This is a genomic window from Dickeya sp. MK7 (genome assembly GCF_000406305.1).
Lineage (GTDB): Bacteria > Pseudomonadota > Gammaproteobacteria > Enterobacterales > Enterobacteriaceae > Dickeya > Dickeya fangzhongdai.
On record NZ_CM001984.1, the window covers coordinates 138,726 to 164,587 of the forward strand.

Consider the following 25,862-nt stretch of genomic DNA (forward strand, 5'->3'; position numbering starts at 1 on the left):
GCATGAGTGACCTGCAACAGCATGCATTGAACTATTATCGCCAGCAGCAACTGCCGCCCGGCTGGGCGGATCTGCTCGGCGTGATCGTCAACGGGATGATGGATAACGCCGGTGAGCAGGAAGGGCTGGCGTTTTTGCGTCACATGGGCGGGCAACTGGCCGAACGCTACCCGCTGTCAGCGGCGGTGACGGTGGTGGATCTGGAACGGGAGATCAATCGGGTGCTGTCTCTGTTCGATTGGGGATGCGTGGACCTGCGTCCGTATGAAAATCGACTGGAGATTTATCATCTGGCGTTGCCCGTCTCCGTGAATACGTCAGGCAGCGTCAGGTGGCGCATGGCGATGGCGGCGGTGTTGCAGGGGCTCTACAGCCGTTGGCTGCGTGAGCAGGGCGGCGTCGAGTCTGTGCCGCTGTCCTGCGAAGAGACCGACAACGAATCGACCCTGCTGTTCCGTTACCAACACTGAGCCGGAGGCGCAATGGTAAAGCCAATGTGGCGTTGTTGGGCGTTGATGCTGATGGTGTTGTTCAGTGTGTCGGCAACGGCGGCAAACGGCTGGGAAATCTATAAAAGCCGTTTCATGACCGCGGATGGGCGCATTCAGGATACCGGCAACAAGAATGTCAGCCATACCGAAGGCCAGGGATTCGCCATGCTGATGGCGGTGCATTATGGTGATCGGAGCGCGTTCGATAGCCTGTGGAACTGGACGCAAAGCCACCTACAGAACACGACCAGCGGCCTGTTCTACTGGCGTTATGACCCGCCGGCGGCCAATCCGGTGGTGGATAAGAACAACGCCTCGGATGGCGATGTGCTGATCGCCTGGGCGTTGTTAAAAGCGGGAAACAAATGGCAGGACAACCGTTACCTGCAGGCGTCGGACCGTATCCAGAAAGCGATCATCGCCAACAATATCATTCAGTTTGCGGGCCGCACCGTGATGTTGCCCGGCGCCTATGGCTTCAACAAGAACAGCTATGTGATCCTTAACCCGTCATATTTCCTGTTCCCGGCCTGGCGCGACTTTGCGAACCGCAGCCATCTTCAGGTGTGGCGGCAACTGATTGACGACAGCCTGTCGCTGCTCGGAGAAATGCGTTTCGGTCAGGTTGGGTTGCCGACGGACTGGGTGGCGTTGAACGCGGATGGATCGATGGCGCCGGCGACGGCCTGGCCGCCGCGTTTCAGTTACGACGCCATCCGTATTCCGTTGTACCTGTATTGGTATGACGCCAAAACGACGGCGCTGGTGCCGTTCCAACTGTACTGGCGTAATTATTCCCGTCTGACGACGCCGGCCTGGATCGATGTGCTGAGCAATAACGCCGCAGCTTACAACATGCAGGGCGGCTTATTGGCGGTACGCGACCTGACGATGGGCAACTTCGACGGACTCAGCGATCTGACCGGCGCATCGGAAGATTACTACTCGTCCAGCCTGCGTCTGCTGGCCACTTTGGCACGCGGTAAATAACCTATCCTGTGGTAAACATGGCGAGGCATCGTCCTCGCCATCTCCCCCATTTTTACCCCTCAGACATAGCATGTTTCACGCTTTGTTAACCTGATTGTTACTCGTGATCCCATTCACAAAAAATTCTTATGAATCAGCGCAGAATAGAGTAATGACGCGGTTTGCCGCGAGGTTTAGACGGCGTTAGTCATGCGTGATGTTACCGATAAATTAATGCAATGTTTTTGGGAAGAATCTGTTGAAGCGATTCAGCTCTTGTTTTTAACCGGATGTTCACAAACTAAAGTTATAAAAGTATTCAGCCTGTTATCAGGGTGTTATTTTCCGGCGCAAGCACAGGCGGCAACTTTATCGTTCTTTGTCCCCCGTGTGTTTTCCCATCAAAGGACGTCACACTATGAAAAAATCAATATTCAAAAGTCTCTACTTTCAGGTGCTTACTGCTATTACCATAGGGATATTGCTGGGTCACTTCTACCCGGGACTGGGGCAGCAAATGCAGCCTCTGGGCGATGGATTCGTGAAATTAATCAAAATGGTGATCGCGCCTGTGATCTTTTGTACCGTCGTCACCGGGATCGCCGGGATGGAGAGTATGAAAGCCGTCGGGCGTACCGGCGCCGTTGCGCTGCTCTATTTTGAAATTGTCAGTACGCTGGCGCTGATCATCGGTCTGGTGGTGGTAAACGTGCTGCAGCCTGGCGTGGGTATGAACGTGGATCCGGCGTCGCTGAACGTGGCCGCGGTGGCGAACTATGCCACTGAAGCCGGTAAGCAAGGCGTGGTGCCGTTCCTGATGGACGTGATTCCTTCCAGCGTGATTGGCGCTTTCGCCAGCGGCAACATCCTGCAGGTGCTGCTGTTTGCGGTGATGTTCGGTTTCGCTCTGCACCGTCTGGGCGACAAGGGCGTGCTGATTTTCGACGTGATCGAAAGTTTCTCCAAAGTGATTTTCGGCATCATCAACATGATCATGCGTCTGGCGCCGCTGGGGGCATTCGGCGCGATGGCCTTCACCATCGGTAAGTATGGCGTGGGCACGCTGGTGCAGCTGGGGCAGTTGATTATCTGCTTCTACATCACCTGTATCCTGTTTGTGGTGCTGGTGCTGGGGTCTATCGCCAGAGCTACCGGTTTCAGCATCTTCAAGTTCATTCGCTACATTCGTGAAGAACTGCTGATCGTACTGGGTACTTCCTCTTCCGAGTCCGCGCTGCCGCGTATGCTGGAGAAGATGGAAAAACTGGGTTGTAAGAAATCGGTGGTGGGTCTGGTGATTCCGACCGGCTACTCCTTCAACCTGGACGGCACCTCGATTTATCTGACTATGGCGGCGGTGTTCATCGCTCAGGCGACCAACAGCCACATGGATATCTGGCATCAGATCACCCTGCTGGTGGTGCTGCTGCTGTCGTCCAAAGGGGCGGCGGGCGTAACCGGCAGCGGCTTTATCGTGCTGGCAGCCACCATTTCCGCCGTAGGGCACCTGCCGCTTGCCGGTCTGGCGCTGATTCTGGGCATCGACCGCTTCATGTCCGAAGCCCGCGCGCTGACTAACCTGGTCGGCAATGGCGTGGCGACCGTAGTGGTGGCCAAATGGTGTAAGCAGCTTGATTCCAAACAGATGAACAACGTGCTGTCCAGCCGCGATGACGGCCCGGCGGCGGAATCCCGTCCGTCCTGATAGTGCATTAACGCGGATTCACTCCTGCCAGTTACCCACAGTTCGCTTCGCGGACTGTGGGTAATTCTTATCCATTCTGTGCTAGATTTAGACGCCTTTAACTTTTTTACTCTTTATTTCACGTCGTTGAGTGACATAGACGAAAGCACGCTGTCTAACGGGATGGTACACTTCGCTTCTCTTTTTTGTGAGGCGAATATACCCGTCATACTTCATGTTGCAGGTGCGTTGGCTGCCCTCACTCACCCGGTTGCCGCGTTACAAGGCTCGTATGCGCCTTGCCCTTGAAGGGCCGACGCGTTGTGTTGTTCAAAGCGCGATCGTTTTGCCCTGCAACTCGACTTATTTTGGGTATAACACGTGAGGCGGCAGGACGATGCCGCCCGAATTCACAAAAACATACTGTATTGGTTAGTGATTAAAGTAGGGGTTCACATGCAAGGCACCAAATTTGGCCTTTTTGTTGGTGGAGTGTTGCTGGCGGCTGCCGTCGGCAACGTGCAGGCTGAAGCACTACAACCCGATCCCGCCTGGCAACAGGGCAAGCTGGATAACGGCTTTAGCTGGCAGCTTCTTGCAACACCCCAGCGTCCCAGCGACCGGATTGAACTACGGTTGATGATTAATACCGGTTCACTGACGGAAAATGCGCAACAGACGGGGTTTTCCCATTTTATTCCGCGTCTGGCGTTGTTGCCGCGCGACACCTTTTCCGCCGGGCAGCTACCGTCGTTGTGGCAGCAGTCTGAGAGCGAAACCCGACCATTGCCCCCGGCTACCACATCGTATGACTTTACCTCTTACAATCTGAGTCTGCCGAATAACCGGCCTGACCTGTTGAAAGATGCGTTGAGCTGGCTGGCGGATACTGCGGGCCAGTTGCAGATTAATGATAAACGCATCGCGTCGGCGATGAAGATGATTGATCCGGTGGCGACCGCGCCCACCAATCCGCAAGACCCGAGCTGGCGCTACCGCCTAAAAGGGTCGTCGCTGTTGTCGTATGCGCCGGGGCAACCGCTCAAGGCGTCGGTGAATGCCGAACAGCTGAACAAATACTACAAAACCTGGTACACCCCGGACGCCATGACGCTGTATGTAGTGGGCAATGTCGACAGCCGCGTCATCGCCGAGCAGATCGACAGAGTGTTTTCGCCGTTGCAGGGCAAGCGGGTGACGCCTTCTCCGTTGCCGACGCTGTCCGCGATGCCGTCGACGCCGATCAGCCTGATGGACAGCAGCGCGAAGCAGGATATCCTGTCATTGGTATGGGACATGCCGTGGCAGCCTATCCGCGATTCTCAGGCGCTGGCCCGCTACTGGCATAGCGATTTGGCGCGCGAAGCGCTGTTCTGGCATATGCAGCAGGTGCTGACCAAAAGCCCGCTGAAAGACACCAACGTGCGTTTTGACTGCAATGTGGTGTATGCCCGAGCCCAGTGCGCCATCCATCTGGACAATGTCACCAGCGAATCGGCGCAGGCCGGCGTGACTTTCCTGAGCAAAGAGCTACTGGCGCTGCGGGATAAAGGACTGTCTCAGGCGGAGTTTGACACGCTGATGGCGCGTAAAGCGGAAGAGCTGAGCAAGCTGTTCGCCACGTATGCCCGCGCCAGTACCGATATTCTGATGGACCAGCGTCTGCGTTCGCAGAAAAACGGGGTGGTGGACATTGCGCCGGAGCAGTATCAGAAGCTGCGCCAGAACTACCTGTCGTCGGTCACGCTGGAGATGCTGAATCAGGAACTGCATCAGCAGTTGTCTCAGGAAGCGACGTTGGTGATGCTACAGCCGCAGGGCGAGCCGGAAGCCAACATGAAGGCGTTGCGGGAAACCTACATGAGCATCATGCAGCCGGATAGTGGCGCCGCTGCCGTCGCGCCGGATGCCGCCAAAGCGTCGCAAGACGAAACCTCGGCGGTGCGTTAACGCCAGCTTGCCGTGTGCCTGCGGGCACGGCGCGTTGAGACTGATACGTTGGTCGCACCGACAAACACGACAACGCCGGTTCAGCATGAGACTGAACCGGCGTTTTTTATTGAGTCAGCCGTGTGACCCTGCTCAGGCAGGCATTGCTTCCAGCGGAATAATCGCGCCGCGATACTGGATGACGGTGCTGGCGGTGAGATGGCCGCGTTTGGCGGCATCCTGCGCGCTGCCGCCGTTCAGGCGCACGGACAGGTAGCCGGCGCTGAACGAGTCGCCCGCCGCCGTGGTGTCGACGACTTTCTCTTTGGGCAACTTAATCGCCGGAACTTCCAGCAGCGATTCGCCCTGGATCGACACCAGACAGGAGTCTGCGCCGCGTTTGATCACCACTTCCGTCACTCCGGCGCTATGGGTGCGTTTCAGCACCTCGTCTACCGGCAGTTCGCCCCACAGCATATCTTCGTCGTCCAGCGTCAGGAACGCGATATCCGTGCAGGCCAGCATATCGCTGTACGATTGACGGGTTTCTTCTTTGCTCTGCCACAGGCGCGGGCGATAGTTGTTGTCGAAAATCACCTTGCCGCCGTTGGCGCGGCAGGCGCGCAGCACTGTCAGCAGGCGCGCACGGCTGGCTTGATTCAGGATCGCCAGGCTGATGCCGCTCAGGTAGATGTAATCGAACTGCGCCAGTTGCTGACTGATGGTGTCGGCATCCGGGCTTTCCAGCCAGTAACGGGCCGCGGCATCGTTACGCCAGTAGTAAAAGGTGCGCTCGCCGGTGGCGTCGGTTTCGATGAAATACAGCCCCGGCAGTTTGTTGTCCAGACGTTGGATCAGGTCGGTTTTGACCCCTTCCTTTTGCCAGGCAGCCATCATTTCGCTACTGAAGGAATCGGTACCCAGCGCGGTGACGTAATGTACGCCAAGCGCGTCCGGTTTTACCTGACGGGAGATGTAGACGGCAGTGTTGAGGGTATCGCCACCAAAACCGCGGTTGAGATCCGCGCCTTTCTGTGACAGTTCAATCATGCACTCGCCAATAATCGCAATGTTCTTCGTCGTCATGACAGCTGACCTGTAAAAAGAGAAGGTGAACCAAACGGAAACTAGCGCCAGTCTCAACATTACGCAGCATGGAGTCAATAGCGATGAAACGATGTTTTATTTTTTCATGATGTGGATCGGGAAAACCGTTTGTAATCCCGATCCTTAGCGGACTGTTGCCTATTGATACGTTGTGTGTCCGGTTATGAAGCCTGCTGGCGGCGCTCGGTGACGCTCTGTCCGCCAATGCCCCAGTTGTCGGTTTCCACCTCATCAATGATGACCACGGTCGTGGCCGGATTTTTTCCCAGCGTATCTACCAGCAGCTGGGTTACGCCGGCAATCAGCTGCTTTTTTTGTTCGGCGGTGGCGCCGTCTTTGGTGATGCGAATGTTGACGAAAGGCATGGTCGCTCCTGTTGATGGACTATGGGGGTCAGGCGTCGGGCAGCGGCGCCCGCGTGTTGGTATCGGTTTTCGGGTCCGCCGTGGCGATCCAGGCGGCGCAGAATAGCGTCAGGCGGGCAAAGAAATAGAAAAACGTCATCAAGCCGATGACGGAACCAAACGCGGCGCCGGAAGGCGATGTCGCCAGTTGAGGCAGCGCCACGGTCATGGCGAACTTCAGCATTTCAAAGCCGATGGCCGCCATCAGCGTGCCGCGCAACAACGGTCCGCGCCGGGGGTTATGGCGCGGCAGCACCCACAGTATCCACAAAAACAGCAGATAGTTGGCGAAGATGGAGATAGACAGCGCAATCAGCGTCATCACCGGGCGCAACCAATCAATGCCGTCAAGACCCAGGGCCCGGACGATCGTCGCCTGCGCGCTGCCGGCCACCGAGGTGAGAAACAGCGTGATCACCAGCGCCAGCAGCAGCCCGATCAGCGACAGAAAATCCCACAGGTAGCGCAGATAGATTTTCTCTTCCTCGTGCGGCTGGCGTTCCCACACATCGCGTGACTGGGCATGGATCGCTTCCCGCAGGTTGCCTATCCAGTTTACGCCGGAATAGAGCGCGATCAGCAAACCGGTCAGCCCGACGGTGGTGCGCTGTCGTACCGCGGTATTAACGGTGTTCTTCAGGGTGCGGGCGAGACTCGGGTCGCTGATGCTGTTGACGATACGGTTGATGAGATCGGTCAGCAGGTCGGGGTTGGAAGCCAGCACAAACCCTGCCGTGGCGAACGATACCATCAGAATCGGAATCAGCGACAGAAACGAAAAGTAGGTGATGGCGGCGCCGAACTGGTTGCCCATCCGGTCGTTAAAGCGGTCTCCCGCGCGGATAAAATGGGCGACAACGGGCACCGACCTGATGCGGTGCAGCCAGCCTGCTAGGTACCCGAACCGCTGACGGGAAGCGCCGGATGGCGTGTCCTGTTCGGTCGAGGGGCGTGGCTGGTTGAGCTTCACAGGCATGCAATCTCTCCTGACGACGTATCCCGTTGAGTATAACGCAGGCGCGGTTCTGTCATATAAGCGTAAAAGAGGTCATATGAGCGTAAAAGCGCAGAGGTCAAAGTCGTATGACGACGCACGCTAATTGGTGCTGAAAGACGCAAGTGTCTTGTTTATACTCAGAATCTCACAATGTCTGCCGCGTTCGCCTGTCGACGCGACCCGTAAGCGAGCCGATTTCTCCATGCCAGCTTCCACACCGCCTGTGTCTACGCCGCCCAAGCCCTCTCCCGGCGGCTTGCGTCTAAACTTGCGCATCATGTCCGTAGTGATGTTTAACTTTGCCAGCTATCTGAATATCGGGTTGCCGCTGGCGGTGTTGCCGGGCTATGTGCATGAACAGCTTGGGTTCAGCGCCTTCTGGGCCGGGCTGGTGATCAGTCTGCAGTATTTTTCTACTCTGCTCAGTCGCCCGCGAGCCGGTCGTCATGCGGATGAGAAAGGGCCGAAGCAGGTGGTGGTGTTCGGGCTGTCCGGCGTGTTGCTGAGCGGCGTATTTTATGCGCTGGCGGCCTGGAATGACGGCTCGCCGGTGCTGGCGCTGGCGCTGTTGTGCGTCGGCCGTCTGGTGCTGGGCATTGGGCAGAGCTTCGCCGGCACCGGCGCAACCTTGTGGGGCGTCGGTGTAGTCGGGTCGCTGCATATCGGCCGGGTGATTTCGTGGAACGGCGTGGCGACCTATGGCGCGATGGCGATTGGCGCGCCGCTGGGGGTGTGGATTTATCATCTGGGCGGGTTGTGGCTGCTGTCGATCGTGATCGTGCTGGTGGCCGGCGCGGCGATTCTGCTGGCGTTGCCCCGTCCGGCGGTGACGGTGACGCCGGGCAAGAAGCTGCCGTTCCGCGAGGTGCTCGGCAAGGTCTGGCTGTACGGCGTGATTCTGTCGCTGGCGTCCGCCGGGTTCGGCGTGATCTCGACTTTTATCACCCTGTTTTACGCCAGCCGTCAGTGGGACGGCGCCGCGCTGACCCTGAGCCTGTTCAGCTGCGCCTTTGTCGGCACCCGGCTGTTGTTCCCGAATGTCATTAACCGTTTTGGCGGCCTGCGGGTCGCGCTGGCCTGCTTTCTCGTAGAGGGCGCCGGTCTGGTGCTGGTATGGCTGGCATCGCACCCGCTGATGGCGGAAGCGGGCGCGTTTTTTGCCGGCGCCGGATTTTCGCTGGTGTTCCCGGCGTTGGGCGTGGTGGCGGTCAAGGCGGTGTCGGCGCAGAATCAGGGCAGCGCGTTGGCGACGTACACTATCTTTCTGGATTTGTCGCTGGGGGTGGTTGGACCGGCGGCCGGCGTCATGATGGCTTATACCGATATCGATGCCATTTATCTGGCGGCGGCGGGGCTGGCGCTGGCTGGGCTGCTGCTGACGGTACGGTTGTATCAGCGCGGGTTGCGCGACGCGAAAGCGGTGTGAACAGAATCCCGCCGACAACCGTTGCCGGCGCGGCGGGGATGACGCTGTGTGGGGATCAGTTCAGCTTCAGCGAGCTGATTACCTTAGCGGCGTCGGCCTGCGCCTGCTGCAGATTATCCGCCGGCAGCGTGATTTGCAGCGTCAGCAGACGATTGTCCGCTTTGGCCAGCACGATGGACGAAAACGCTTTCTGCCCGTTGCTGGTCAGGACGCTGTCCAGTTGCTGAATCTGATGGCCGTTGATCTCGGCGGTTTTGTTACCCAGTACCTGAAGGTTGGCATCGCGCCCGCGTTGCTGCTCTTCAAGACGTTGACCCAGAGCCGGCAGATCCAGCGGCGTGTCATCACCCACAATCACGATGATGGCTTTCTGGCCGCTCTGATCCGCATAGACGTGCATGTTGTTGTTCTGATTGCCCAGTTTGCCGCTCTGATCGCTCAGGCCGTCCGGCAGGGTAAAGGTCAGTTTGCCGGAGAGCAGGGACACGTTCTGCGCTGTGGTTTTCTCCGCTGCGGGGCTGGCGGCCGGCGCGTTGGTTTTCTTATCGCTGTTGCCGTCGCAGGCGGCCAGCGTGGCGGCCAGCAGACCAATACCGATATATTTCGCTAAATTTGGCATGGGTATCCTTTCTTTATCACGAACAAAAACAGAAGTGGCGCTATGGCACCTGATTCGGGGCGTAAAAACAAGCGTTTTGTTATCACGGTCCCTGTCTTGCACCCGAATCAGGTGGGGGAGGGCAATTTTTCCGGTTATTCCGAAACCCTGTTTATGAGCGAAAACAGCGTATCAGGCGGTCTGATCCTGGTACGGCGCGTTGCTCCCCGGCTGGCTCAGACGGCGCAGCAGCATGTTAAGCAGTACGCCGTACATCGGCAGGAAGAAAACCAGGTTGATGGCGATCTTGAAGAAATAATCCACCGTAGCGATTTCCATCCAGTGCGTGGCCATGAACGGATCGGTGCTGCGATAGAAGGCGATAAAGAAGAACGCCACCGTATCGCTGAGGTTGCCCAGCACCGCGGAAGCGGCCGGCGCCGCCCACCAGGCTTTGAGCCGGCGCAGACGGTTGAAGACATGCACGTCGAGAATCTGGCCCAGCACATAGGCCATCAGGCTGGCGGCGGCGATACGCGCCACCATCGGGTTCACCTGGCTCAGCGCGCCAAACCCCTGCCATTCGCCCTTGTAGAATAGGGACGAAACCAGATACGAAGCGATCAGCGCCGGCACCATCACCGTCAGAATAATGCGGCGTGCCAGCGGGGCGCCGAAGATCCGCACGGTCAGATCGGAAGCCAGGAAGATGAACGGGAAAGTAAATGCGCCCCAGGTGGTATGAAAGCCGAAAAGCGTAATTGGCAGCTGAACCAGATAGTTGCTGGAGATAATCACCAGGATGTGAAAGAGGGATAGCCAGCACAGCGCTGTCAGCCGCTGTTGTGCGGAAAACTGAAACATAATGTGACCTTTTTTTGGTTATTGGGGTGAGGGAACCCAGACAAATTGCCTCGTTATACCCGTCATACTTCACGTTGCGGCATGACTCGGCCCACATACATGGCCTTACCCCCGAAGGGCCAACGCAACTCGAGTTATTTAGGGTATCTGCGCCTTTTTAACGCTAACGTGTCGGCATCATACCGCGTTGTTGCGGCTTTGCAATCGTTAGGCGATGTCTCAATTATGCGTGTAATTAGCGCAGGCTCAACTGACCGCGATCAAGGCGGAGGGCGCCTAAAAGGGAGAGACATTCACTGCCGTCACGCGTTATTCGCCGCTTATTGCGGCCTGCTAAACCGCGCGGCTTGCCCCCCTTTGCGGGAAGCGTAAACTAAGCCGCAATTTGTTCGACAATCGTTAATGAGACGCTGAATGACCGATATGTTCGCCAATCCGGACCGCACTCTGGATGCTCAGGGGCTACGCTGTCCGGAACCGGTAATGATGGTGCGCAAAACGGTGCGCCAGATGGAGGCGGGGCAAACCCTGCTGATTATCGCCGACGATCCGGCAACCACCCGCGATATCCCCGGCTTTTGCCGTTATATGGAACATGAGCTGCTGGCGCAGATGACCGAGCAATTGCCTTATCGTTACCTGCTGCGCAAAGGCGCGTGAGCACCGGCTTACGGCCCTCCGGCCAATCCGGAAGGCCGCTGTCGCTAGACGTAAAGCGAGCGTACTATCAGGAAGTGGCCGCCAAAGTAGCAGATGGCGACCAGCGCCTGATGGGCGCGGAAGTTCACGCGGAAGTGGTTCACCAGCCAGATGGCGTGGCCGGCAAATAACAGCAGCGTACCCACCAGCAGCGAGAAGTTGGATTCGTTGCCCAGCGCGAAGTAGTGTTCCCCCGCCACCCACGCCATGAAGGCGGTCACCAGCACCAGCGCGGCGACCGTCAGGCGCTCGGCTTCCAGCCGCGACCACAGCAGTGCCAGCAACAACGCCGACAGAATAATCAGCGCCAGCGGCAGCGGCCAGAAAAACCCCAGCGATGGCCGGGAGGCGAAAAAGCTGATGGTGTAGAGCAGGTGCGACGCCAGATAGGCCGACAGCGCGAACCGCAGTTTATCGCCGGAGAGCTGCATCAGCGCGTCGCCGACCAGCGTCGCGGCCAGCCCCAGCACCACCAGATAACCGGGGATGCCGAGCATCGGCGTTTGCCAGACCATCAGCATCATCAACAGCAGGGTGACGGGTTTAAACAGCCAACGCTGCCAGGCCGGACCACGGTAACTGGCATCGACATACAGCCAGCCGGAAAAAAATACGGCAATAAAAGACCAGAGCATACAGTGTCCTTAAACGTGGTGAATCGGGTGGAACTCCGCCATGCGGCGAAAGTCGGCGCACCGTCTTTTCTTGCTGACGTACCCGGCAATGTTTGTTATCCCAGCGGGCGCAGCCAGCCTAAGTATAGTAGGCGGATCCTGCGCGGATTCGTTCCGACAGCGCGTCTCCGTCCGCGCGGGGCTGCGGGTCGCCGGGCTTCATGCTATGTTAGCGGCCAGTTTTTGTGACGGAATAATGATACCCGGCGGTCTGTCGGAGGAGACGAACCTTTAATGAGCAATGAACCCGTACTTTACCGCATTCAGTTCATGAATAACGGCAAGAACTATCAGCTGTATGTGCGCGAGCTGGTGCAGAGCAATCTGTTCGGATTTATTGAAATCGCCGACTTTGTTTTCGACAACCCCTCCGCCGTGCTGGTTGACCCGACCACGGAAAAACTGAAAACGGAGTTTGCCGGCGTCGATCGCAGCTATATTCCACTGCAGGCGGTCATTCGTATTGACGCCGTGACCGGGCGTGAGCGCGATAGCGCGCGTATTTCGGAACTGGGCGACAACGTTACCCATTTCCCTTCTCTGCCGGGTAAGAAACCCTGACCTGTCCGGCGGCGCTTTGCGGTATCGCGTCGCCGTTTCCCCGGATTGCAAGTCTGCCGGTCAACGCCGTTTGCGCGGTGGCGTCGGCTGTTTGCGCTGCCAGTCCAGCAATTCAAATACCCCGAACAGGAAGATGCGCAATTGCAGCAGCCCGCTAAGCGGCGGCGCGTCTTTGGGCTGGCTCGCTTTGAGCAGCAGGAACTGCACGCCGTGCATCAGCAGCATGAATCCCATCGCCAGGATCATGAAAATATTCAGCGGGCGGGGAAACGGGTGAATCAGGTTCATAACCAAAAATCCCCATACGCCCAACATCAGTAGCCGGCCAAGGTTAATCCAGATGCTCATCGTTGCCTCCTGGGGTCGCGTCGGATGCGTGACGGATATAAAGACGGTAGGAAACCTGCCCCGCGGTTTTTTCCCGATGCAGCGTCCAGGTGGACGGGATGGCTAGCGTGCGGTTTTCCGCTTCAGTTTCAATATAGATCCAGGCTTCCTCTGCCAGCCAGTCGCCGGCTTCCAGCAACCGCAGCGTATCGTCCAACAAACCGCGGCGAAACGGCGGGTCGAGGAACACCACGTCGTAAGGCTGCGGAGCCGGTTTAGCCAGCCATTGCAGCGTATCGGCATTCGCCACTTCAGCGTTGTCGGCGCGCAGCAGCGACAGGTTCTGCGTCAGTTGACGCGCCACATTGCGTTCGGCTTCCAGCAGCGTGGCGTGAGCGGCATAACGCGACAGCGCTTCCAGCCCCAGCGCGCCGCTGCCGGCGAAACAGTCCAGACAGCGTGATTGCTGAATCACCGGCGCCAGCCAGTTGAACAAGGTTTCGCGTACGCGGTCGGTGGTGGGGCGCAAACCGGGGCTGTCCGGCACGGGGAGTTTTCTGCCGCGCCACTGACCGCCAATGATGCGGATTTGACCGGGTGCGGATGTCGCTTGATGTTTTGCCATAGCCTGTATTTTGCTGAAATGAGGTACCGGCGGCGGCGCGCCGGATTTGATGAGGCGTTATTCTAACGGCGCCAGCCGGTGTAGCAAATGTAAAGATGCAGTTAATGGGAGACGGCGCGGAAAAATCCCTCAAATCAGTGGACATAGCCTGGGTTTGACACACCTGGTTACGGAGATTGTCGCCCTCCCCGGTGGTCCGGCGCGTGTTGCTGGCGGCGGGAAAGTGTTAAACTCGTTGTTTTATTGACTTCTATTGGTTATTGATTAGCCGCACTGGGTGGCAGGAGCGCAATTACACGATGGCGAAAGAGAAAAAGCGCGGATTTTTTTCCTGGCTGGGGTTAGGACGTCAGGACGAGGATAAAACCGAACAACCGCAACCGTCACCGGAAGCGCCGCAGGCGGATGACGCAACGCCCGCCGCTCCGGAACCGGCGCAGCACACGAGCGATGAAGCACCGGAGCAGCCGGCGCTGAATAGTACGTTGGCTGAAACCGCGCTGGCTGAAACCGGGGAAACGCCGCCGCCAGAATCGCAACCGATTGAGGCTGAGGCGGAGGTACCGCCGACGCCGGTCGAACCGCCGGAAACGGTAGCAGAGGCGGCCGCGCCTGTCGCTGAACCGCAGACAGACGCGGAAGCGGAAGACGATGTTGAGTCCGAGCCCGAAACGGTGATTGCTCCGGCTGCGCCGGTGGTGTCGCAGGAGCAGGAACGCCCGACCAAAGAGGGCTTTTTCGCTCGCCTGAAACGCAGTCTGGTGAAAACCCGCCAGAATCTGGGGTCCGGATTTGTCGGGCTGTTTCGCGGCAAGAAAATTGACGACGATCTGTTTGACGAGCTGGAAGAGCAACTGCTGATTGCCGACGTCGGGGTGGAAACCACCCGTAAAATTATCGATCGGCTGACCGAGCACGCCAGCCGCAAGCAACTGAAAGACGCCGAAGCGTTGATTGCGTTGCTGAAAACGGAAATGAGCGACATTTTGGCGAAAGTGGATGCGCCGCTGGATATCGACAGCAAGACGCCGTTCGTCATTTTGATGGTGGGTGTCAACGGCGTGGGTAAAACCACCACCATCGGCAAACTGGCGCGGCAATATCAGGCGCAGGGCAAGTCGGTGATGCTGGCCGCGGGCGATACCTTCCGTGCGGCGGCGGTGGAGCAGTTGCAGGTGTGGGGCCAGCGCAATAATGTGCCGGTGGTGGCGCAGCATACCGGCGCGGACTCCGCCTCGGTGATCTTCGATGCGCTGCAGGCCGCCAAGGCGCGCGGCGTCGACGTGCTGATCGCCGATACCGCCGGGCGTTTGCAGAACAAATCGCACCTGATGGAAGAGTTGAAGAAGATCGTGCGCGTTATGAAGAAGCTGGACGAAAACGCGCCGCACGAAGTGATGCTGACGCTGGACGCCAGCACCGGTCAGAACGCCGTCAGTCAGGCCAAACTGTTCAACGAGGCGGTCGGACTGAGCGGCATCACGCTGACCAAACTGGACGGCACCGCCAAGGGCGGGGTGATCTTCTCCATCGCCGACCAGTTTGGCATTCCCATCCGTTACATCGGGGTGGGGGAAAGTATCGATGACTTAAGGCCGTTCAAGGCGGATGATTTTATTGAAGCCCTGTTTGCCCGTGAGGATTAAAACGGATGATTCGGTTTGAGCAGGTCAGTAAGGCGTATCTCGGCGGCCGTCAGGCGTTGCAAGGGGTGGACTTTCATATCCGCCCGGCCGAGATGGTATTTCTGACCGGTCACTCTGGCGCGGGGAAAAGTACCCTGCTGAAACTGATTTGCGGGATTGAGCGCCCAAGCGCGGGCCACATCCTGTTCGGCGGTCACGATATCAGCCGCCTGAGGAAAAGCGAGGTGCCGTTTCTGCGTCGGCAGATCGGCATGATCTTTCAGGATCACCATTTGCTGATGGATCGCACGGTGTATGAAAACGTCGCCATGCCGCTCGTTATCGCCGGCGCCAGCGCCGAAGATATCCGCCGTCGGGTGTCGGCGGCGCTGGATAAAGTCGGGCTGCTCGACAAGGCGCGCAGCTATCCGATTCAGCTCTCCGGCGGTGAACAGCAGCGCGTGGGTATAGCCCGCGCGGTGGTGAACAAACCGGCCGTGCTGCTGGCGGACGAACCGACCGGCAACCTGGATGATGCGCTGTCCGAAGGCATTCTGCGCTTGTTTGAAGAGTTTAACCGCGTGGGCGTCACGGTGTTGATGGCTACGCACGATACCGGGCTTATCGCCCGCCGCCATTACCGGGTGCTGACATTGTCGCAGGGGCGCATGCTGGGAGGTCACGATGGCGAATAATACCCGCGCGCAGCGAGCTGGAAGCAAAACCCGCTCTCTGCAAGGCGGCTGGCAGGAACAGTGGCGTTATGCCTGGGCCAATACGCTGCGCGATATGCTGCGCCAACCGCTGGCGACATTGTTGACCATCATGGTGATCGCCATTTCGCTAACGCTGCCCAGCATCTGCTATCTGGTGTGGAAAAACGTCAGTCAGGCGGCGTCGCAGTGGTATCCCACGCCGCAACTGACGGTGTATCTGGACAAATCGCTGGACGACAACGCCGCCGAAGCGGTGATTGGCAAGATCAAGGCGGAAGAAGGCGTAGACAAGGTTAATTACCTGTCCCGCAACGAGGCGATGGGCGAGTTCCGCAACTGGTCCGGCTTTGGCGGCGCGCTGGATATGCTGGAGGAGAATCCGCTGCCAGCGGTGGCGGTCGTCTCGCCCAAACTGAGTTTTCAGGATAACCAGACGCTCAACACCCTGCGCGATCGCATCGCCGCCGTTCAGGGCGTGGCCGAGGTCCGCATGGACGACAGCTGGTTCTCCCGTCTGGTGGCGTTGACCGGACTGGTGGGCCAGATAGCGGCTACCATCGGGATTCTGATGGTGGCGGCGGTATTTCTGGTGATCGGCAACAGCGTGCGTCTGAGCATTTTCAGCCGCCGCGAAACTATCAATGTGATGAAGCTGATCGGCGCCACCGACGGTTTCATCCTGCGGCCGTTCCTGCATGGCGGCGCGCTGCTGGGGTTCTGCGGCGCTATCTTGTCGCTGATTCTGTCGCAGGCGCTGGTGTGGAAACTGTCGAGCGCGGTGACGCAGGTGGCGGCGGTATTCGGCACCACCTTCACGGTGCGTGGGCTGGGCTGGGATGAGACGTTATTGTTGATTCTGATCGCGGTGATGATTGGCTGGCTGGCCGCCTGGCTGGCAACGGTACAACATTTACGCCGTTTTACACCGGAATAATCTGTATTGACGCCCGGCGCGGGCGTTTTCTGGTATACTCTTCCCTCGTGATAGCGGCGAGCAGCGAGGGAAGCGTATTGCCAGCGTCTTCGATGCGCACCTTCCTTCATCACTCGCCAGCCTGCACCCCACGACGCCTATCTTGACAGGTAAAATAAGAGGGGCAAAAGTGGAACTTGTGCAGTCAATCACACTCTAACCAGAGTTAATCCAGAACTAGCGTTAATCCGGTTTTTGGGCACAGTAATTCTGTTTTTAGGCACAGAAAGTGCAGCAAAGATCGGTATGCTGTTCGATGATGCGCAACGATTTGAATGATCTATGAGAGGGGTGGAATGACCAAAGATATGCAAACTTTCGCCTTAGTTCCCCAGGGCAGTCTGGAAGGGTACATCCGTGCCGCCAATGCCTATCCGATGCTGACGGCGGAGGAAGAGCGGGCGCTGGCTGAACGGCTGCATTATCACGGGGATCTGGACGCCGCCAAGCAGCTGATTCTTTCACACCTGCGTTTCGTTATTCATGTTGCCCGTAACTATTCAGGGTACGGCCTGCCGCAGGCGGATCTGATTCAGGAAGGCAACATCGGCTTGATGAAAGCGGTGCGCCGCTTCAACCCGGATGTGGGCGTACGCCTGGTGTCGTTCGCCGTGCACTGGATCAAGGCCGAAATTCACGAATACGTGCTGCGTAACTGGCGTATCGTCAAGGTGGCGACCACCAAGGCGCAGCGCAAGCTGTTCTTCAACCTGCGTAAGACCAAGCAGCGTCTGGGCTGGTTTAATCAGGACGAAGTGGAACTGGTGGCGCGTGAACTGGGTGTGACCAGCAAGGATGTCCGTGAAATGGAATCCCGCATGGCCGCGCAGGACATGACGTTTGATCCGTCGCCGGAAGATGATGCGCAGCCGGGCCAGCCGATGGCGCCGATGCTGTACCTGCAGGACAAATCTTCCGACTTTGCCGATGGCATTGAAGAGGACAACTGGGAAACCCATGCGGCGGACAAGTTGTCCTATGCGCTGGAAGGGTTGGACGAACGCAGCCAGCATATTATCCGCGCTCGCTGGCTGGATGACGACAATAAGTCCACGTTGCAGGAACTGGCTGATCATTACGGCGTGTCCGCTGAGCGTGTACGTCAGCTGGAAAAGAATGCCATGAAGAAATTGCGGGCGGCCATTGAAGCGTAACGCAGGCCGCAGCTAACGCATTATTCATCGTAAACGACCGGGACAGCCGCAAGCCGCCCGGTCGTTTTGTTTTATCACCCGAAGTTTTTTTATCGCAGTCTGTCCTACGGGCGCCACTGCTTTTCCTGCTATTTATTTCTCTTCCTGATTAACGACATATTCCCAGCCGCCGGACACCGGATAGAAGCCGCAGGACTGCATGAATGTGTCCATCACCGCTTCGCTGACCAGCGCATGGTCGGCGGCGTCGAGCCACCATTCCTTAACGTCAGGGCAGGCGCGCAGCACTTCTTCCACCAGATACTTACCGACGCCATGCCGCCGGGTGGAGGTTCTGACCTGCAGGTCGGTCAGTTCCGCGCTGTCGCTGTTATTGTCGATTTCGACGATGACGCCCGCCAGCAGATGGCCGTTAAAACGGGCGGCAAACAGACGATGCTCATGGTTCAGGTCGCGCTCCAGCGCGTCGAAATTCTGGTGTGGCCAGATATGGGCCAAATCATGCCTGTCCTGCTCGCTGATTTTTGTGAGGCGTTCAACCGAGAGTCTCATACGCGGGTGCTCCTGTTAATTCTTAAGAATATTGTAGCGAACCTGTAGAAAAAGGGTTGTGTAACTTTTTCTGTACGGTTATCAGGGAAAAAGGTTTCTCTGCCATTAATTTTTCGAGTAATCAATTATCTCTCAGTGGTAAAACCAGCATAACTGACTATTTTAGAAACAAAATACGGATTTTAAGAGCGGTATTTTATGCTGTTTACACCGTGTTTTACTGAGAATCCCAGTTGATTTACAGCATAAAACTCCTGTTTAATATCATGAATAATAAAGTCTTATTACAAACTATTGCTTATAATAGAGCCTAACTCGTTATTACTTATGAAAAAGTGCGAGTAATAGCGGTTGATGACAATAATTATAGCAATATCCAAAAATGACAGATGGGGTAAAACGGATGAAATTAAGCAAAGGTAACGCGCTGCTGATGGGATGCCTGGCAGCGGCGATGAGCCATGCGGTGAACGCTGCGGATATCAAGGTCGCGATCGTCGGAGCCATGTCCGGTCCGGTAGCGCAGTACGGCGATATGGAGTTTACCGGCGCCCGTCAGGCGATTGCTGATATCAATGCCAAAGGCGGAGTCAACGGCAACAAACTGGTGGGTGTGGAATATGATGACGCCTGCGACCCGAAACAGGCGGTTGCCGTCGCCAACAAGGTGATCAACGACGGTATCCACTACGTGATCGGTCATCTGTGCTCGTCGTCCACGCAGCCGGCATCCGACATTTACGAGGATGAAGGCGTAATCATGATTACGCCGGCGGCCACTGCGCCTGACCTGACTACCCGTGGCTACAAGCTGGTTCTGCGCACTACCGGTCTGGATTCCGACCAGGGCCCGACTGCGGCGAAATACATTCTGGAACACGTGAAACCGCAGCGTATCGCCGTGGTGCACGACAAACAGCAGTACGGCGAAGGTCTGGCTCGCGCCGTGCAGGACAGCCTGAAAAAAGCCAACGCCAACGTGGTGCTGTTCGAAGGGGTGACCGCCGGGGATAAAGACTTCTCCACGCTGGTGGCGCGCCTGAAGAAAGAGAACGTCGATTTCGTTTATTTCGGCGGCTACTACCCGGAAATGGGGCAGATTCTGCGTCAGGCGCGCGCTGCCGGCCTGACCACCAAGTTCATGGGACCGGAAGGCGTGGGTAACTCGTCGCTGTCCAACATTGCAGGCGCGGCGTCCGAAGGCATGCTGGTGACGCTGCCGAAGCGTTATGACCAGGTGCCGGCCAACCAGCCGATCGTCGACGCGCTGAAAGCCAGGAAACTGGACCCGACCGGCCCGTTCGTGTGGACCACTTATGCCGCGCTGCAGTCGCTGACCACCGCGATGCAACGTACCAGCAGCACCGAGCCGGCCAAGCTGGCGGCCGACCTGAAAGCCAAGTCCGTGGACACGGTGATGGGCCCGCTGAGCTGGGATGAAAAAGGCGACCTGAAAGGGTTTGAATTTGGCGTATTCGAGTGGCACGCAGACGGTACTTCCTCTCCCGTGAAGTAATTGACCGAATCCGTAATACTCCCAATACCGATGCCCCCTCAGCCGTCAGGCTGCGGGGGCAATGTCTAAGGTTAAGGTATGTCCGAGCAGTTCCTCTATTTCCTTCAGCAGATGTTCAACGGCGTGACGTTGGGCAGCACCTATGCGCTGATCGCCATTGGCTACACCATGGTTTACGGCATTATCGGCATGATTAACTTCGCCCACGGCGAGGTCTACATGATCGGTAGTTATGTTTCTTTTATCGTGATTGCCGCCCTGATGATGATGGGCATTGACGCCGGCTGGTTGCTGATCGGCGTCGCGTTCATCGCGGCGGTGGTGATCTCCAGCGCCTACGGCTGGAGCATCGAGCGTGTGGCCTATAAGCCGGTGCGCAATTCCAAACGGCTGATCGCGCTGATTTCCGCCATCGGCATGTCGATTTTCCTGCAGAACTACGTCAGCCTGACGCAAGGGTCGCGCGATGTGGCGCTGCCGAGCCTGATCCACGGCCAGTGGGTGCTGGGCGAAAGCAACGGTTTTGCCGCTACGCTTTCCTCCATGCAGCTCACCATCTGGATTGTCACCTTCCTGGCGATGCTGGCGCTGACGCTGTTTATCCGTTACTCCCGCATGGGGCGCGCCTGCCGCGCCTGCGCGGAAGACCTGAAAATGGCGAGCCTGCTGGGCATCAGCACCGACCGCGTGATTTCTTTGACCTTCGTCATCGGCGCCGTGATGGCGGCGGTGGCCGGGGTGTTGCTGGGCCAATTCTATGGCGTGATTAACCCCTATATCGGCTTCATGGCCGGGATGAAAGCGTTTACCGCCGCAGTGCTGGGTGGTATCGGCAGTATTCCGGGAGCGATGATCGGCGGTCTGGTGCTGGGTATCGCCGAAGCGCTGACCTCCGCTTACCTCAGCACCGAATACAAGGACGTGGTGTCCTTCGCGCTGCTGATTGTGGTGCTGCTGGTCATGCCGACCGGGATTCTTGGCCGTCCGGAGGTGGAGAAGGTATGAAACTGCACACGCTGGTTAATGCCGTTGTATCGGCGCTGGTGCTGCTGGTACTGGCCACGTTCGTGATGGGAATGCAACTGAGTCTGGATGGGACTCAACTGGTGGTGCACGGCGCGGAAAAAGTGCGTTGGTACTGGATCGGCGCCGCCTGCGCGCTGGTGTTCCTGTTTCAACTGCTGCGGCCTGCGCTGGCTCAGGGGGCGAAGAAAGTGTCCGGCCCCGGTTTTGTGCTGCCGAGCTTTGACGGCAGTACGCCGCGGCAGAAACTGCTGGCGCTGGCGCTGATCATCGCCGCGGTTGCCTGGCCGTTTGTGGTATCGCGCGGCACGGTGGATATCGCCACGCTGACCATGATTTACATCATTCTGGGCCTCGGCCTGAACGTGGTGGTGGGGTTGTCCGGTCTGCTGGTGCTGGGGTACGGCGGTTTCTACGCTATCGGCGCTTACACCTACGCGCTGTTGAGTCACTACTACGGTCTTGGCTTCTGGCAGTGCCTGCCGCTGGCGGGCCTGACGGCGGCGCTGTCCGGTTTCCTGCTGGGGTTCCCGGTGCTGCGGCTGCGCGGCGACTATCTGGCGATCGTCACGCTGGGATTTGGCGAGATTGTACGTATCCTGCTGCTCAACAATACCGGTTTCACCGGCGGGCCGAACGGCATCAGCCAGATTCCGAAGCCGACCTTCTTCGGTCTGGAGTTCAGCCGTTCGCCGCGCGAAGGCGGTTGGGATACCTTCCATCACTTCTTTGGCCTGACCTACGACCCCAGCGATCGCATCATCTTCCTGTACATGGTGGCGCTGCTGCTGGTATTGCTGACGCTGTTTATCATCAACCGTCTGCTGCGTATGCCGCTGGGTCGCGCCTGGGAAGCGCTGCGTGAAGATGAAATCGCCTGCCGTTCGCTGGGCCTGAGCCCGACCAAAATCAAGCTGACCGCGTTTACCATCAGCGCGGCGTTCGCCGGTTTCGCCGGGACGCTGTTCGCCGCCCGTCAGGGATTCGTCAGCCCGGAATCCTTCACCTTCGTCGAGTCGGCCTTCGTGCTGGCGATCGTGGTGCTGGGCGGAATGGGGTCGCAGTTTGCGGTGATTCTGGCCGCCATTCTGCTGGTGGTGTCTCGTGAGCTGATGCGTGACCTGAACGAATACAGCATGCTGCTGCTGGGCGCCCTGATGGTGCTGATGATGATTTGGCGCCCGCAAGGGCTGTTGCCGATGAAACGCCCGCAGATGAAGTTGCAGATTGAGAAGAAGGAAGAGCAGGCATGAGTACGCAGCCATTATTGTCGGTCCGGGGCCTGATGATGCGCTTCGGCGGCCTGCTGGCGGTCAACAACGTCGAGCTGGATTTGCATCAGGGCGAGGTCGTGTCGCTGATCGGCCCCAACGGCGCCGGTAAAACCACGGTGTTTAACTGCCTGACCGGTTTCTACCGCCCCACCGGCGGCACCATTTTGTTGCGTGACCAGCATCTGGAAGGCTTGCCGGGCCAGCAGATTGCCCGCATGGGCGTGGTGCGCACCTTCCAGCACGTGCGTCTGTTCCGTGAAATGACGGTGATTGAAAACCTGCTGGTGGCGCAACATCAGCACCTCAAGAGCGGCGTGTTTGCCGGTCTGCTGAAGACGCCGGCGTTTCGCCGCGCCGAAGCCGACGCCCAGCAGCGCGCGGCCGTCTGGCTGGAGCGGGTGGGCTTGCTCGATCTGGCGAACCGTCAGGCGGGGAACCTGGCTTACGGTCAGCAGCGTCGGCTGGAGATCGCCCGCTGTATGGTGACCCGTCCGGAATTGCTGATGCTGGATGAACCGGCCGCCGGCCTGAACCCGAAAGAGACGGAAGAACTCAACGAGTTGATTATCGACCTGCGCGGCAACCACCAGGTTTCTGTGTTGCTGATCGAGCACGATATGAAGCTGGTGATGGGCATTTCCGACCGGATTTACGTGGTGAATCAGGGTACGCCGCTGGCGAATGGCACCCCGGCTGAAATTCGTAACAACCCGGATGTTATCCGTGCGTATCTGGGTGAAGGATAAAACGTATGTTGTCATTGAATCAGGTTTCTGCGCACTACGGCAAAATTCAGGCGCTGCATCAGGTGAGCCTGCATATCAATCAGGGCGAGATCGTGACGCTGATTGGCGCCAACGGCGCGGGCAAAACCACCCTGCTGGGAACGCTGTGCGGTGAGCCGCGCGCCTCGGAAGGGTCGATCGTTTTCGACGGCAAGGACATTACCGACTGGCAGACGGCGCGCATCATGCGCGAAGCTATCGCCATTGTGCCGGAAGGCCGCCGGGTATTTTCCCGCATGACGGTGGAAGAGAATCTGGCGATGGGCGGGTTCTTCGCCAGCCGCGAACAGTATCAGCAGCGCATTGCGCGCGTGTACGACCTGTTCCCGCGGCTGTATGAACGTCGCGTCCAGCGCGCCGGCACCATGTCCGGCGGCGAGCAGCAGATGCTGGCTATCGGCCGCGCGCTGATGAGCCAGCCGCGTTTGCTGCTGCTGGACGAACCGTCGCTGGGACTGGCGCCGATCATCATTTTGCAGATTTTCGACACCATCCAGCAGTTGCGCGAAGAAGGCATGACCATCTTTTTGGTGGAGCAGAACGCCAATCAGGCGCTGCGTCTGGCGGATCGCGGTTATGTGCTGGAAAACGGCCGCGTGGTGCTGGAAGACACCGGCGATGCTTTGTTAGCTAACGAAGCCGTGCGTTCTGCCTACCTTGGCGGTTAAACTGCTTATGTACGACACCTTTATCGGGCCGGCCTCCTCCGGCCCGTTGTTCTATCATAATTTTTCAAAAAATAAGTGAGACTCAACATGTCAACGGATGGGTTACTGGCGCAGCGCATGGCGCGCCTGAAAAGCTCCGCGATTCGTGAATTGCTCAAACACAGCAAAATGGACGGCGTGATTTCGTTGGCGGGCGGCATTCCTTCTGATGCGTTGTTTGATTTCCAGGGACTGAATGAAGCGACCCAACTGGCGATTACCGAGCAGCCGAAATCGGCGTTCCAGTATGGCCTGACCGAAGGCAGCCCGCTGCTGCGCGAGCGTATCGCCGAACTGTGCGCGCTGCGTGGCGTACGCACGCAGGCGCAGGACATCGTGGTGACGGCGGGCTCTCAGCAGGCGCTGGATCTGGTGATGCGCGCCACCACCAACCCGCAGGATATCTTTGTGGTGGAGCGCCCGACTTATCTGGCGGCGCTGCAAACGCTGGAACTGGCGGAAGCGCAGGTGATGTCGGTGTCGTCCGACGAAAACGGCATGGTGGTGGACGAACTGGCCGCCCTGCTGGAAACGACGCGCATCAAGGGCGTCTACCTGGTGCCGAATTTCGGCAACCCCAGCGGCGTCACCCTGAGCGACGCGCGTCGTCGTCAACTGGTGGCGCTGGCCGCCCGTCACGATTTCCTGATCGTGGAAGATGACCCGTACGGCGAACTGCGTTTCACCGAAGAACGCCACGCCACCATTTATCAGCTGGCGCAGGAAGCCGGACACGCCGATCGCGTGGTCTATACCTCGTCGTTCTCCAAGATTCTGGCGCCGGGGCTGCGTCTGGGCTGGGCGATTCTGCCCGACTGGTTGCTGCACAAAGTGGCGATCATCAAACAGGCCGCCGATCTGCACGCCAGCTCGCTGTCTCAGACTATCGTGGAATACTATCTGGGAACCGGGCGTCTGCCGGCGCAGATTGACAAGATCCGTCAGGCTTACCGCCAGAAAGGCGAACTGCTGTCCGAACTGATGACCAGTGAGCTGGGCGATGTGATCAGCTTCAACCAGCCGAAAGGCGGCATGTTTCTGTGGGCGCGTTTCCGTCAGCCGTTTGATACCACCGCCTGGCTGCAGAAAACGCTGGCGCAGGGGGTGGTGTTCGTGCCCGGCGAGTTCTTCTTCGCCGATCGGCCGGACCAGTCCACGCTGCGTCTGTCGTTCGCCACCGCGACCGAAGAGCAGATGCACGAGGCGGTCGCCCGCCTGCGTCGCGCGCTGTGATTGAACGTTGTAACCGATGACGATGATGACCGCTGCCATCCGGCAGCGGTTGTTCAGACGGCGCAAGATACTGGACGGGGCGCATGGCTACCGTCGGCAGGCTGCGGCGTCGCGATGCGATTAACCAGCCGGCCAATCCCGCCGATCTCCACTTCCACCACGTCGCCTTCCCGCATAAACAGCGGCGGCGTGCGCTTTTTCCCGACTCCGCCGGGCGAGCCGGTAATAATCACATCACCGGGCGACAGCGGCGTGAAACGTGAAATGTATTCGATCAGTTCGGCGACGGAGCGCACCATATTGCCGGTGTTGTCATGCTGTACCCGGTTACCGTTCAGATAGGTGCTGATGCTGAGCCGCTGCGGGTCGCCAATCTCGTCGGCGGTGACCAGCCAGGGGCCGAAACCGCCGGTACGGCGCCAGTTTTTGCCGGAGGTAAACCAGCTGTACTGCATATCCCGCACCGAACCATCCATAAAGCAGCTGTAACCCGCCACGACATCCAGCGCCTTGTCGCGGCTGACGTTGTCGGCGTGTTTGCCGATGATCACCGCGAGTTCGCCTTCATAGTCAAACTCGTTGGTGGAGGCCGGCTTGAGCAACGGCTGTTGATGGCCGCACAGGGTATCGGCAAAACGGATGAACAGCGTCGGCGCGTCGGTCGTCTGTTCAAATTCGATACGCTTTTCCATGTAGTTCATGCCGACGCACAGAATTTTCGACGGCCGTTCGATGACCGGCAGAAACGTCACCTCATCGAGATGAAAATCTGCGGTGGCGCTGTGTTGCGGCAGGGTCGTCAGCGCATCGGCCCGCAGCAGCGTAGCCAGATCGGTAACGCGGCCGGGCAGACGGCGGCCCAAATCAATCAGGCCCCCTTCGTTCACCAGACCGACGCTTTTCGCGCCGGTTTGCGGATTGATAAAACTCGCCAGTTTCATAGATGTGT

The 25,862-nt window shown here is 58.3% G+C and carries 27 protein-coding genes; 17 read left to right on the forward strand and 10 right to left on the reverse strand.

Annotation, left to right across the window (positions count from 1 at the left end; translation table 11 throughout):
- The first annotated feature begins 2 nt into the window (after positions 1 to 2).
- The 4 genes from bcsD (at position 3) to DXXMK7_RS00715 (ending at position 5,094) form a co-directional block, all read left to right on the forward strand.
- The gene (gene bcsD, locus DXXMK7_RS00700) at positions 3 to 470 is read left to right on the forward strand and encodes a cellulose biosynthesis protein BcsD (RefSeq protein ID WP_038917420.1); all 468 of its coding nucleotides are present in this window, start codon (positions 3 to 5) and stop codon (positions 468 to 470) included.
- A 12-nt stretch (positions 471 to 482) separates the two neighbouring features.
- A complete protein-coding gene (locus tag DXXMK7_RS00705; RefSeq protein WP_038917421.1) occupies positions 483 to 1,481 on the forward strand; it encodes a glycosyl hydrolase family 8 in 999 nt (332 codons plus the stop codon).
- A gap of 397 nt (positions 1,482 to 1,878) precedes the next feature.
- Positions 1,879 to 3,165 carry a dicarboxylate/amino acid:cation symporter gene (locus DXXMK7_RS00710; protein WP_038917423.1) on the forward strand — a complete coding sequence of 429 codons (1,287 nt, stop codon included), beginning with the start codon at positions 1,879 to 1,881 and terminating at the stop codon, positions 3,163 to 3,165.
- Positions 3,166 to 3,600: 435 nt separating this feature from the next.
- Positions 3,601 to 5,094 carry a pitrilysin family protein gene (locus tag DXXMK7_RS00715; protein ID WP_038917425.1) on the forward strand — a complete coding sequence of 498 codons (1,494 nt, stop codon included), beginning with the start codon at positions 3,601 to 3,603 and terminating at the stop codon, positions 5,092 to 5,094.
- A 132-nt stretch (positions 5,095 to 5,226) separates the two neighbouring features.
- Here the strand turns inward: DXXMK7_RS00715 and kdgK are convergent, their stop codons facing one another.
- The 3 genes from kdgK to yhjD form a co-directional block, all read right to left on the reverse strand.
- The gene (kdgK, locus tag DXXMK7_RS00720) at positions 5,227 to 6,159 is read right to left on the reverse strand and encodes a 2-dehydro-3-deoxygluconokinase (protein ID WP_038917426.1); all 933 of its coding nucleotides are present in this window, start codon (positions 6,157 to 6,159) and stop codon (positions 5,227 to 5,229) included.
- A 182-nt stretch (positions 6,160 to 6,341) separates the two neighbouring features.
- Complete coding sequence (locus DXXMK7_RS00725) at positions 6,342 to 6,545, reverse strand: 2-hydroxymuconate tautomerase family protein (protein WP_015848366.1); 204 nt, start codon at positions 6,543 to 6,545, stop codon at positions 6,342 to 6,344.
- Between the two features lie 28 nt (positions 6,546 to 6,573).
- On the reverse strand, positions 6,574 to 7,560 hold the full coding sequence (gene yhjD / locus DXXMK7_RS00730; protein ID WP_038917427.1) for an inner membrane protein YhjD: 987 nt from the start codon (positions 7,558 to 7,560) through the stop codon (positions 6,574 to 6,576).
- 223 nt (positions 7,561 to 7,783) lie between these two features.
- On the opposite strand from yhjD, the gene DXXMK7_RS00735 reads away from it, so the two are divergent.
- A complete protein-coding gene (locus DXXMK7_RS00735; protein WP_038917428.1) occupies positions 7,784 to 9,007 on the forward strand; it encodes an MFS transporter in 1,224 nt (407 codons plus the stop codon).
- A 55-nt stretch (positions 9,008 to 9,062) separates the two neighbouring features.
- Here the strand turns inward: DXXMK7_RS00735 and DXXMK7_RS00740 are convergent, their stop codons facing one another.
- Both DXXMK7_RS00740 and DXXMK7_RS00745 read right to left on the reverse strand, forming a co-directional pair.
- On the reverse strand, positions 9,063 to 9,626 hold the full coding sequence (locus DXXMK7_RS00740) for a DcrB family lipoprotein (protein ID WP_038917429.1): 564 nt from the start codon (positions 9,624 to 9,626) through the stop codon (positions 9,063 to 9,065).
- A 171-nt stretch (positions 9,627 to 9,797) separates the two neighbouring features.
- Positions 9,798 to 10,469: a 7-cyano-7-deazaguanine/7-aminomethyl-7-deazaguanine transporter gene (locus DXXMK7_RS00745; RefSeq protein ID WP_038917430.1), complete on the reverse strand. Its 672-nt coding sequence runs from the start codon at positions 10,467 to 10,469 to the stop codon at positions 9,798 to 9,800.
- A 414-nt stretch (positions 10,470 to 10,883) separates the two neighbouring features.
- On the opposite strand from DXXMK7_RS00745, the gene tusA reads away from it, so the two are divergent.
- Positions 10,884 to 11,129 (forward strand): sulfurtransferase TusA, encoded by a 246-nt coding sequence (gene tusA / locus DXXMK7_RS00750; protein ID WP_038917431.1) that lies wholly within the window; start codon positions 10,884 to 10,886, stop codon positions 11,127 to 11,129.
- 44 nt (positions 11,130 to 11,173) lie between these two features.
- Here the strand turns inward: tusA and DXXMK7_RS00755 are convergent, their stop codons facing one another.
- Positions 11,174 to 11,803: a lysoplasmalogenase gene (locus DXXMK7_RS00755; RefSeq protein ID WP_038917432.1), complete on the reverse strand. Its 630-nt coding sequence runs from the start codon at positions 11,801 to 11,803 to the stop codon at positions 11,174 to 11,176.
- A gap of 273 nt (positions 11,804 to 12,076) precedes the next feature.
- Here DXXMK7_RS00755 and DXXMK7_RS00765 point away from each other — a divergent pair, with 273 nt between their 5' ends.
- The gene (locus DXXMK7_RS00765; RefSeq protein WP_038664391.1) at positions 12,077 to 12,403 is read left to right on the forward strand and encodes a DUF1820 family protein; all 327 of its coding nucleotides are present in this window, start codon (positions 12,077 to 12,079) and stop codon (positions 12,401 to 12,403) included.
- A 60-nt stretch (positions 12,404 to 12,463) separates the two neighbouring features.
- On the opposite strand, the gene DXXMK7_RS00770 is transcribed toward DXXMK7_RS00765, so the two are convergent.
- Positions 12,464 to 12,745, reverse strand: coding sequence for a DUF1145 family protein (locus DXXMK7_RS00770; protein ID WP_038920753.1), 282 nt, complete (start codon positions 12,743 to 12,745; stop codon positions 12,464 to 12,466).
- Positions 12,735 to 13,355, reverse strand: coding sequence for a 16S rRNA (guanine(966)-N(2))-methyltransferase (gene rsmD, locus DXXMK7_RS00775; RefSeq protein WP_038917435.1), 621 nt, complete (start codon positions 13,353 to 13,355; stop codon positions 12,735 to 12,737). The genes DXXMK7_RS00770 and rsmD overlap by 11 nt, the downstream gene beginning before the upstream one ends.
- Positions 13,356 to 13,654: 299 nt before the next feature.
- Between rsmD and ftsY the strand changes: the two genes are divergently transcribed.
- The 4 genes from ftsY to rpoH all read left to right on the forward strand — a co-directional run bounded on the left by ftsY (position 13,655) and on the right by rpoH (position 17,823).
- Entirely contained in the window at positions 13,655 to 15,001 is a 1,347-nt protein-coding gene (ftsY, locus tag DXXMK7_RS00780; RefSeq protein WP_038917437.1) for a signal recognition particle-docking protein FtsY, read from the forward strand.
- A gap of 5 nt (positions 15,002 to 15,006) precedes the next feature.
- Positions 15,007 to 15,675, forward strand: coding sequence for a cell division ATP-binding protein FtsE (gene ftsE / locus DXXMK7_RS00785; RefSeq protein WP_038917438.1), 669 nt, complete (start codon positions 15,007 to 15,009; stop codon positions 15,673 to 15,675).
- The gene (ftsX, locus tag DXXMK7_RS00790; protein ID WP_038917439.1) at positions 15,665 to 16,630 is read left to right on the forward strand and encodes a permease-like cell division protein FtsX; all 966 of its coding nucleotides are present in this window, start codon (positions 15,665 to 15,667) and stop codon (positions 16,628 to 16,630) included. The genes ftsE and ftsX overlap by 11 nt, the downstream gene beginning before the upstream one ends.
- A 335-nt stretch (positions 16,631 to 16,965) precedes the next feature.
- Positions 16,966 to 17,823, forward strand: a complete 858-nt coding sequence (gene rpoH, locus DXXMK7_RS00795; protein ID WP_038917440.1) for an RNA polymerase sigma factor RpoH — start codon at positions 16,966 to 16,968, stop codon at positions 17,821 to 17,823.
- A 132-nt stretch (positions 17,824 to 17,955) separates the two neighbouring features.
- Here the strand turns inward: rpoH and panM are convergent, their stop codons facing one another.
- Positions 17,956 to 18,375, reverse strand: a complete 420-nt coding sequence (gene panM / locus DXXMK7_RS00800; protein ID WP_038664405.1) for an aspartate 1-decarboxylase autocleavage activator PanM — start codon at positions 18,373 to 18,375, stop codon at positions 17,956 to 17,958.
- Positions 18,376 to 18,778: 403 nt separating this feature from the next.
- Between panM and DXXMK7_RS00805 the strand changes: the two genes are divergently transcribed.
- From DXXMK7_RS00805 to DXXMK7_RS00830, 6 genes are all read left to right on the forward strand, one after another.
- Positions 18,779 to 19,891: a branched-chain amino acid ABC transporter substrate-binding protein gene (locus tag DXXMK7_RS00805; protein ID WP_038917441.1), complete on the forward strand. Its 1,113-nt coding sequence runs from the start codon at positions 18,779 to 18,781 to the stop codon at positions 19,889 to 19,891.
- A gap of 78 nt (positions 19,892 to 19,969) precedes the next feature.
- The gene (gene livH, locus DXXMK7_RS00810) at positions 19,970 to 20,896 is read left to right on the forward strand and encodes a high-affinity branched-chain amino acid ABC transporter permease LivH (RefSeq protein WP_038664411.1); all 927 of its coding nucleotides are present in this window, start codon (positions 19,970 to 19,972) and stop codon (positions 20,894 to 20,896) included.
- Entirely contained in the window at positions 20,893 to 22,167 is a 1,275-nt protein-coding gene (locus tag DXXMK7_RS00815) for a high-affinity branched-chain amino acid ABC transporter permease LivM (RefSeq protein WP_038917443.1), read from the forward strand. Before livH ends, DXXMK7_RS00815 begins: the two co-directional genes overlap by 4 nt.
- Positions 22,164 to 22,934 (forward strand): high-affinity branched-chain amino acid ABC transporter ATP-binding protein LivG, encoded by a 771-nt coding sequence (gene livG / locus DXXMK7_RS00820; RefSeq protein WP_038664417.1) that lies wholly within the window; start codon positions 22,164 to 22,166, stop codon positions 22,932 to 22,934. The genes DXXMK7_RS00815 and livG overlap by 4 nt, the downstream gene beginning before the upstream one ends.
- A gap of 5 nt (positions 22,935 to 22,939) precedes the next feature.
- Positions 22,940 to 23,641, forward strand: coding sequence for a high-affinity branched-chain amino acid ABC transporter ATP-binding protein LivF (livF, locus tag DXXMK7_RS00825; RefSeq protein WP_038917444.1), 702 nt, complete (start codon positions 22,940 to 22,942; stop codon positions 23,639 to 23,641).
- Between the two features lie 87 nt (positions 23,642 to 23,728).
- Complete coding sequence (locus DXXMK7_RS00830) at positions 23,729 to 24,913, forward strand: PLP-dependent aminotransferase family protein (protein WP_038917446.1); 1,185 nt, start codon at positions 23,729 to 23,731, stop codon at positions 24,911 to 24,913.
- Positions 24,914 to 24,966: 53 nt separating this feature from the next.
- Here the strand turns inward: DXXMK7_RS00830 and DXXMK7_RS00835 are convergent, their stop codons facing one another.
- The gene (locus tag DXXMK7_RS00835) at positions 24,967 to 25,854 is read right to left on the reverse strand and encodes a fumarylacetoacetate hydrolase family protein (protein ID WP_049842579.1); all 888 of its coding nucleotides are present in this window, start codon (positions 25,852 to 25,854) and stop codon (positions 24,967 to 24,969) included.
- Between the last annotated feature and the right edge of the window lie 8 nt (positions 25,855 to 25,862).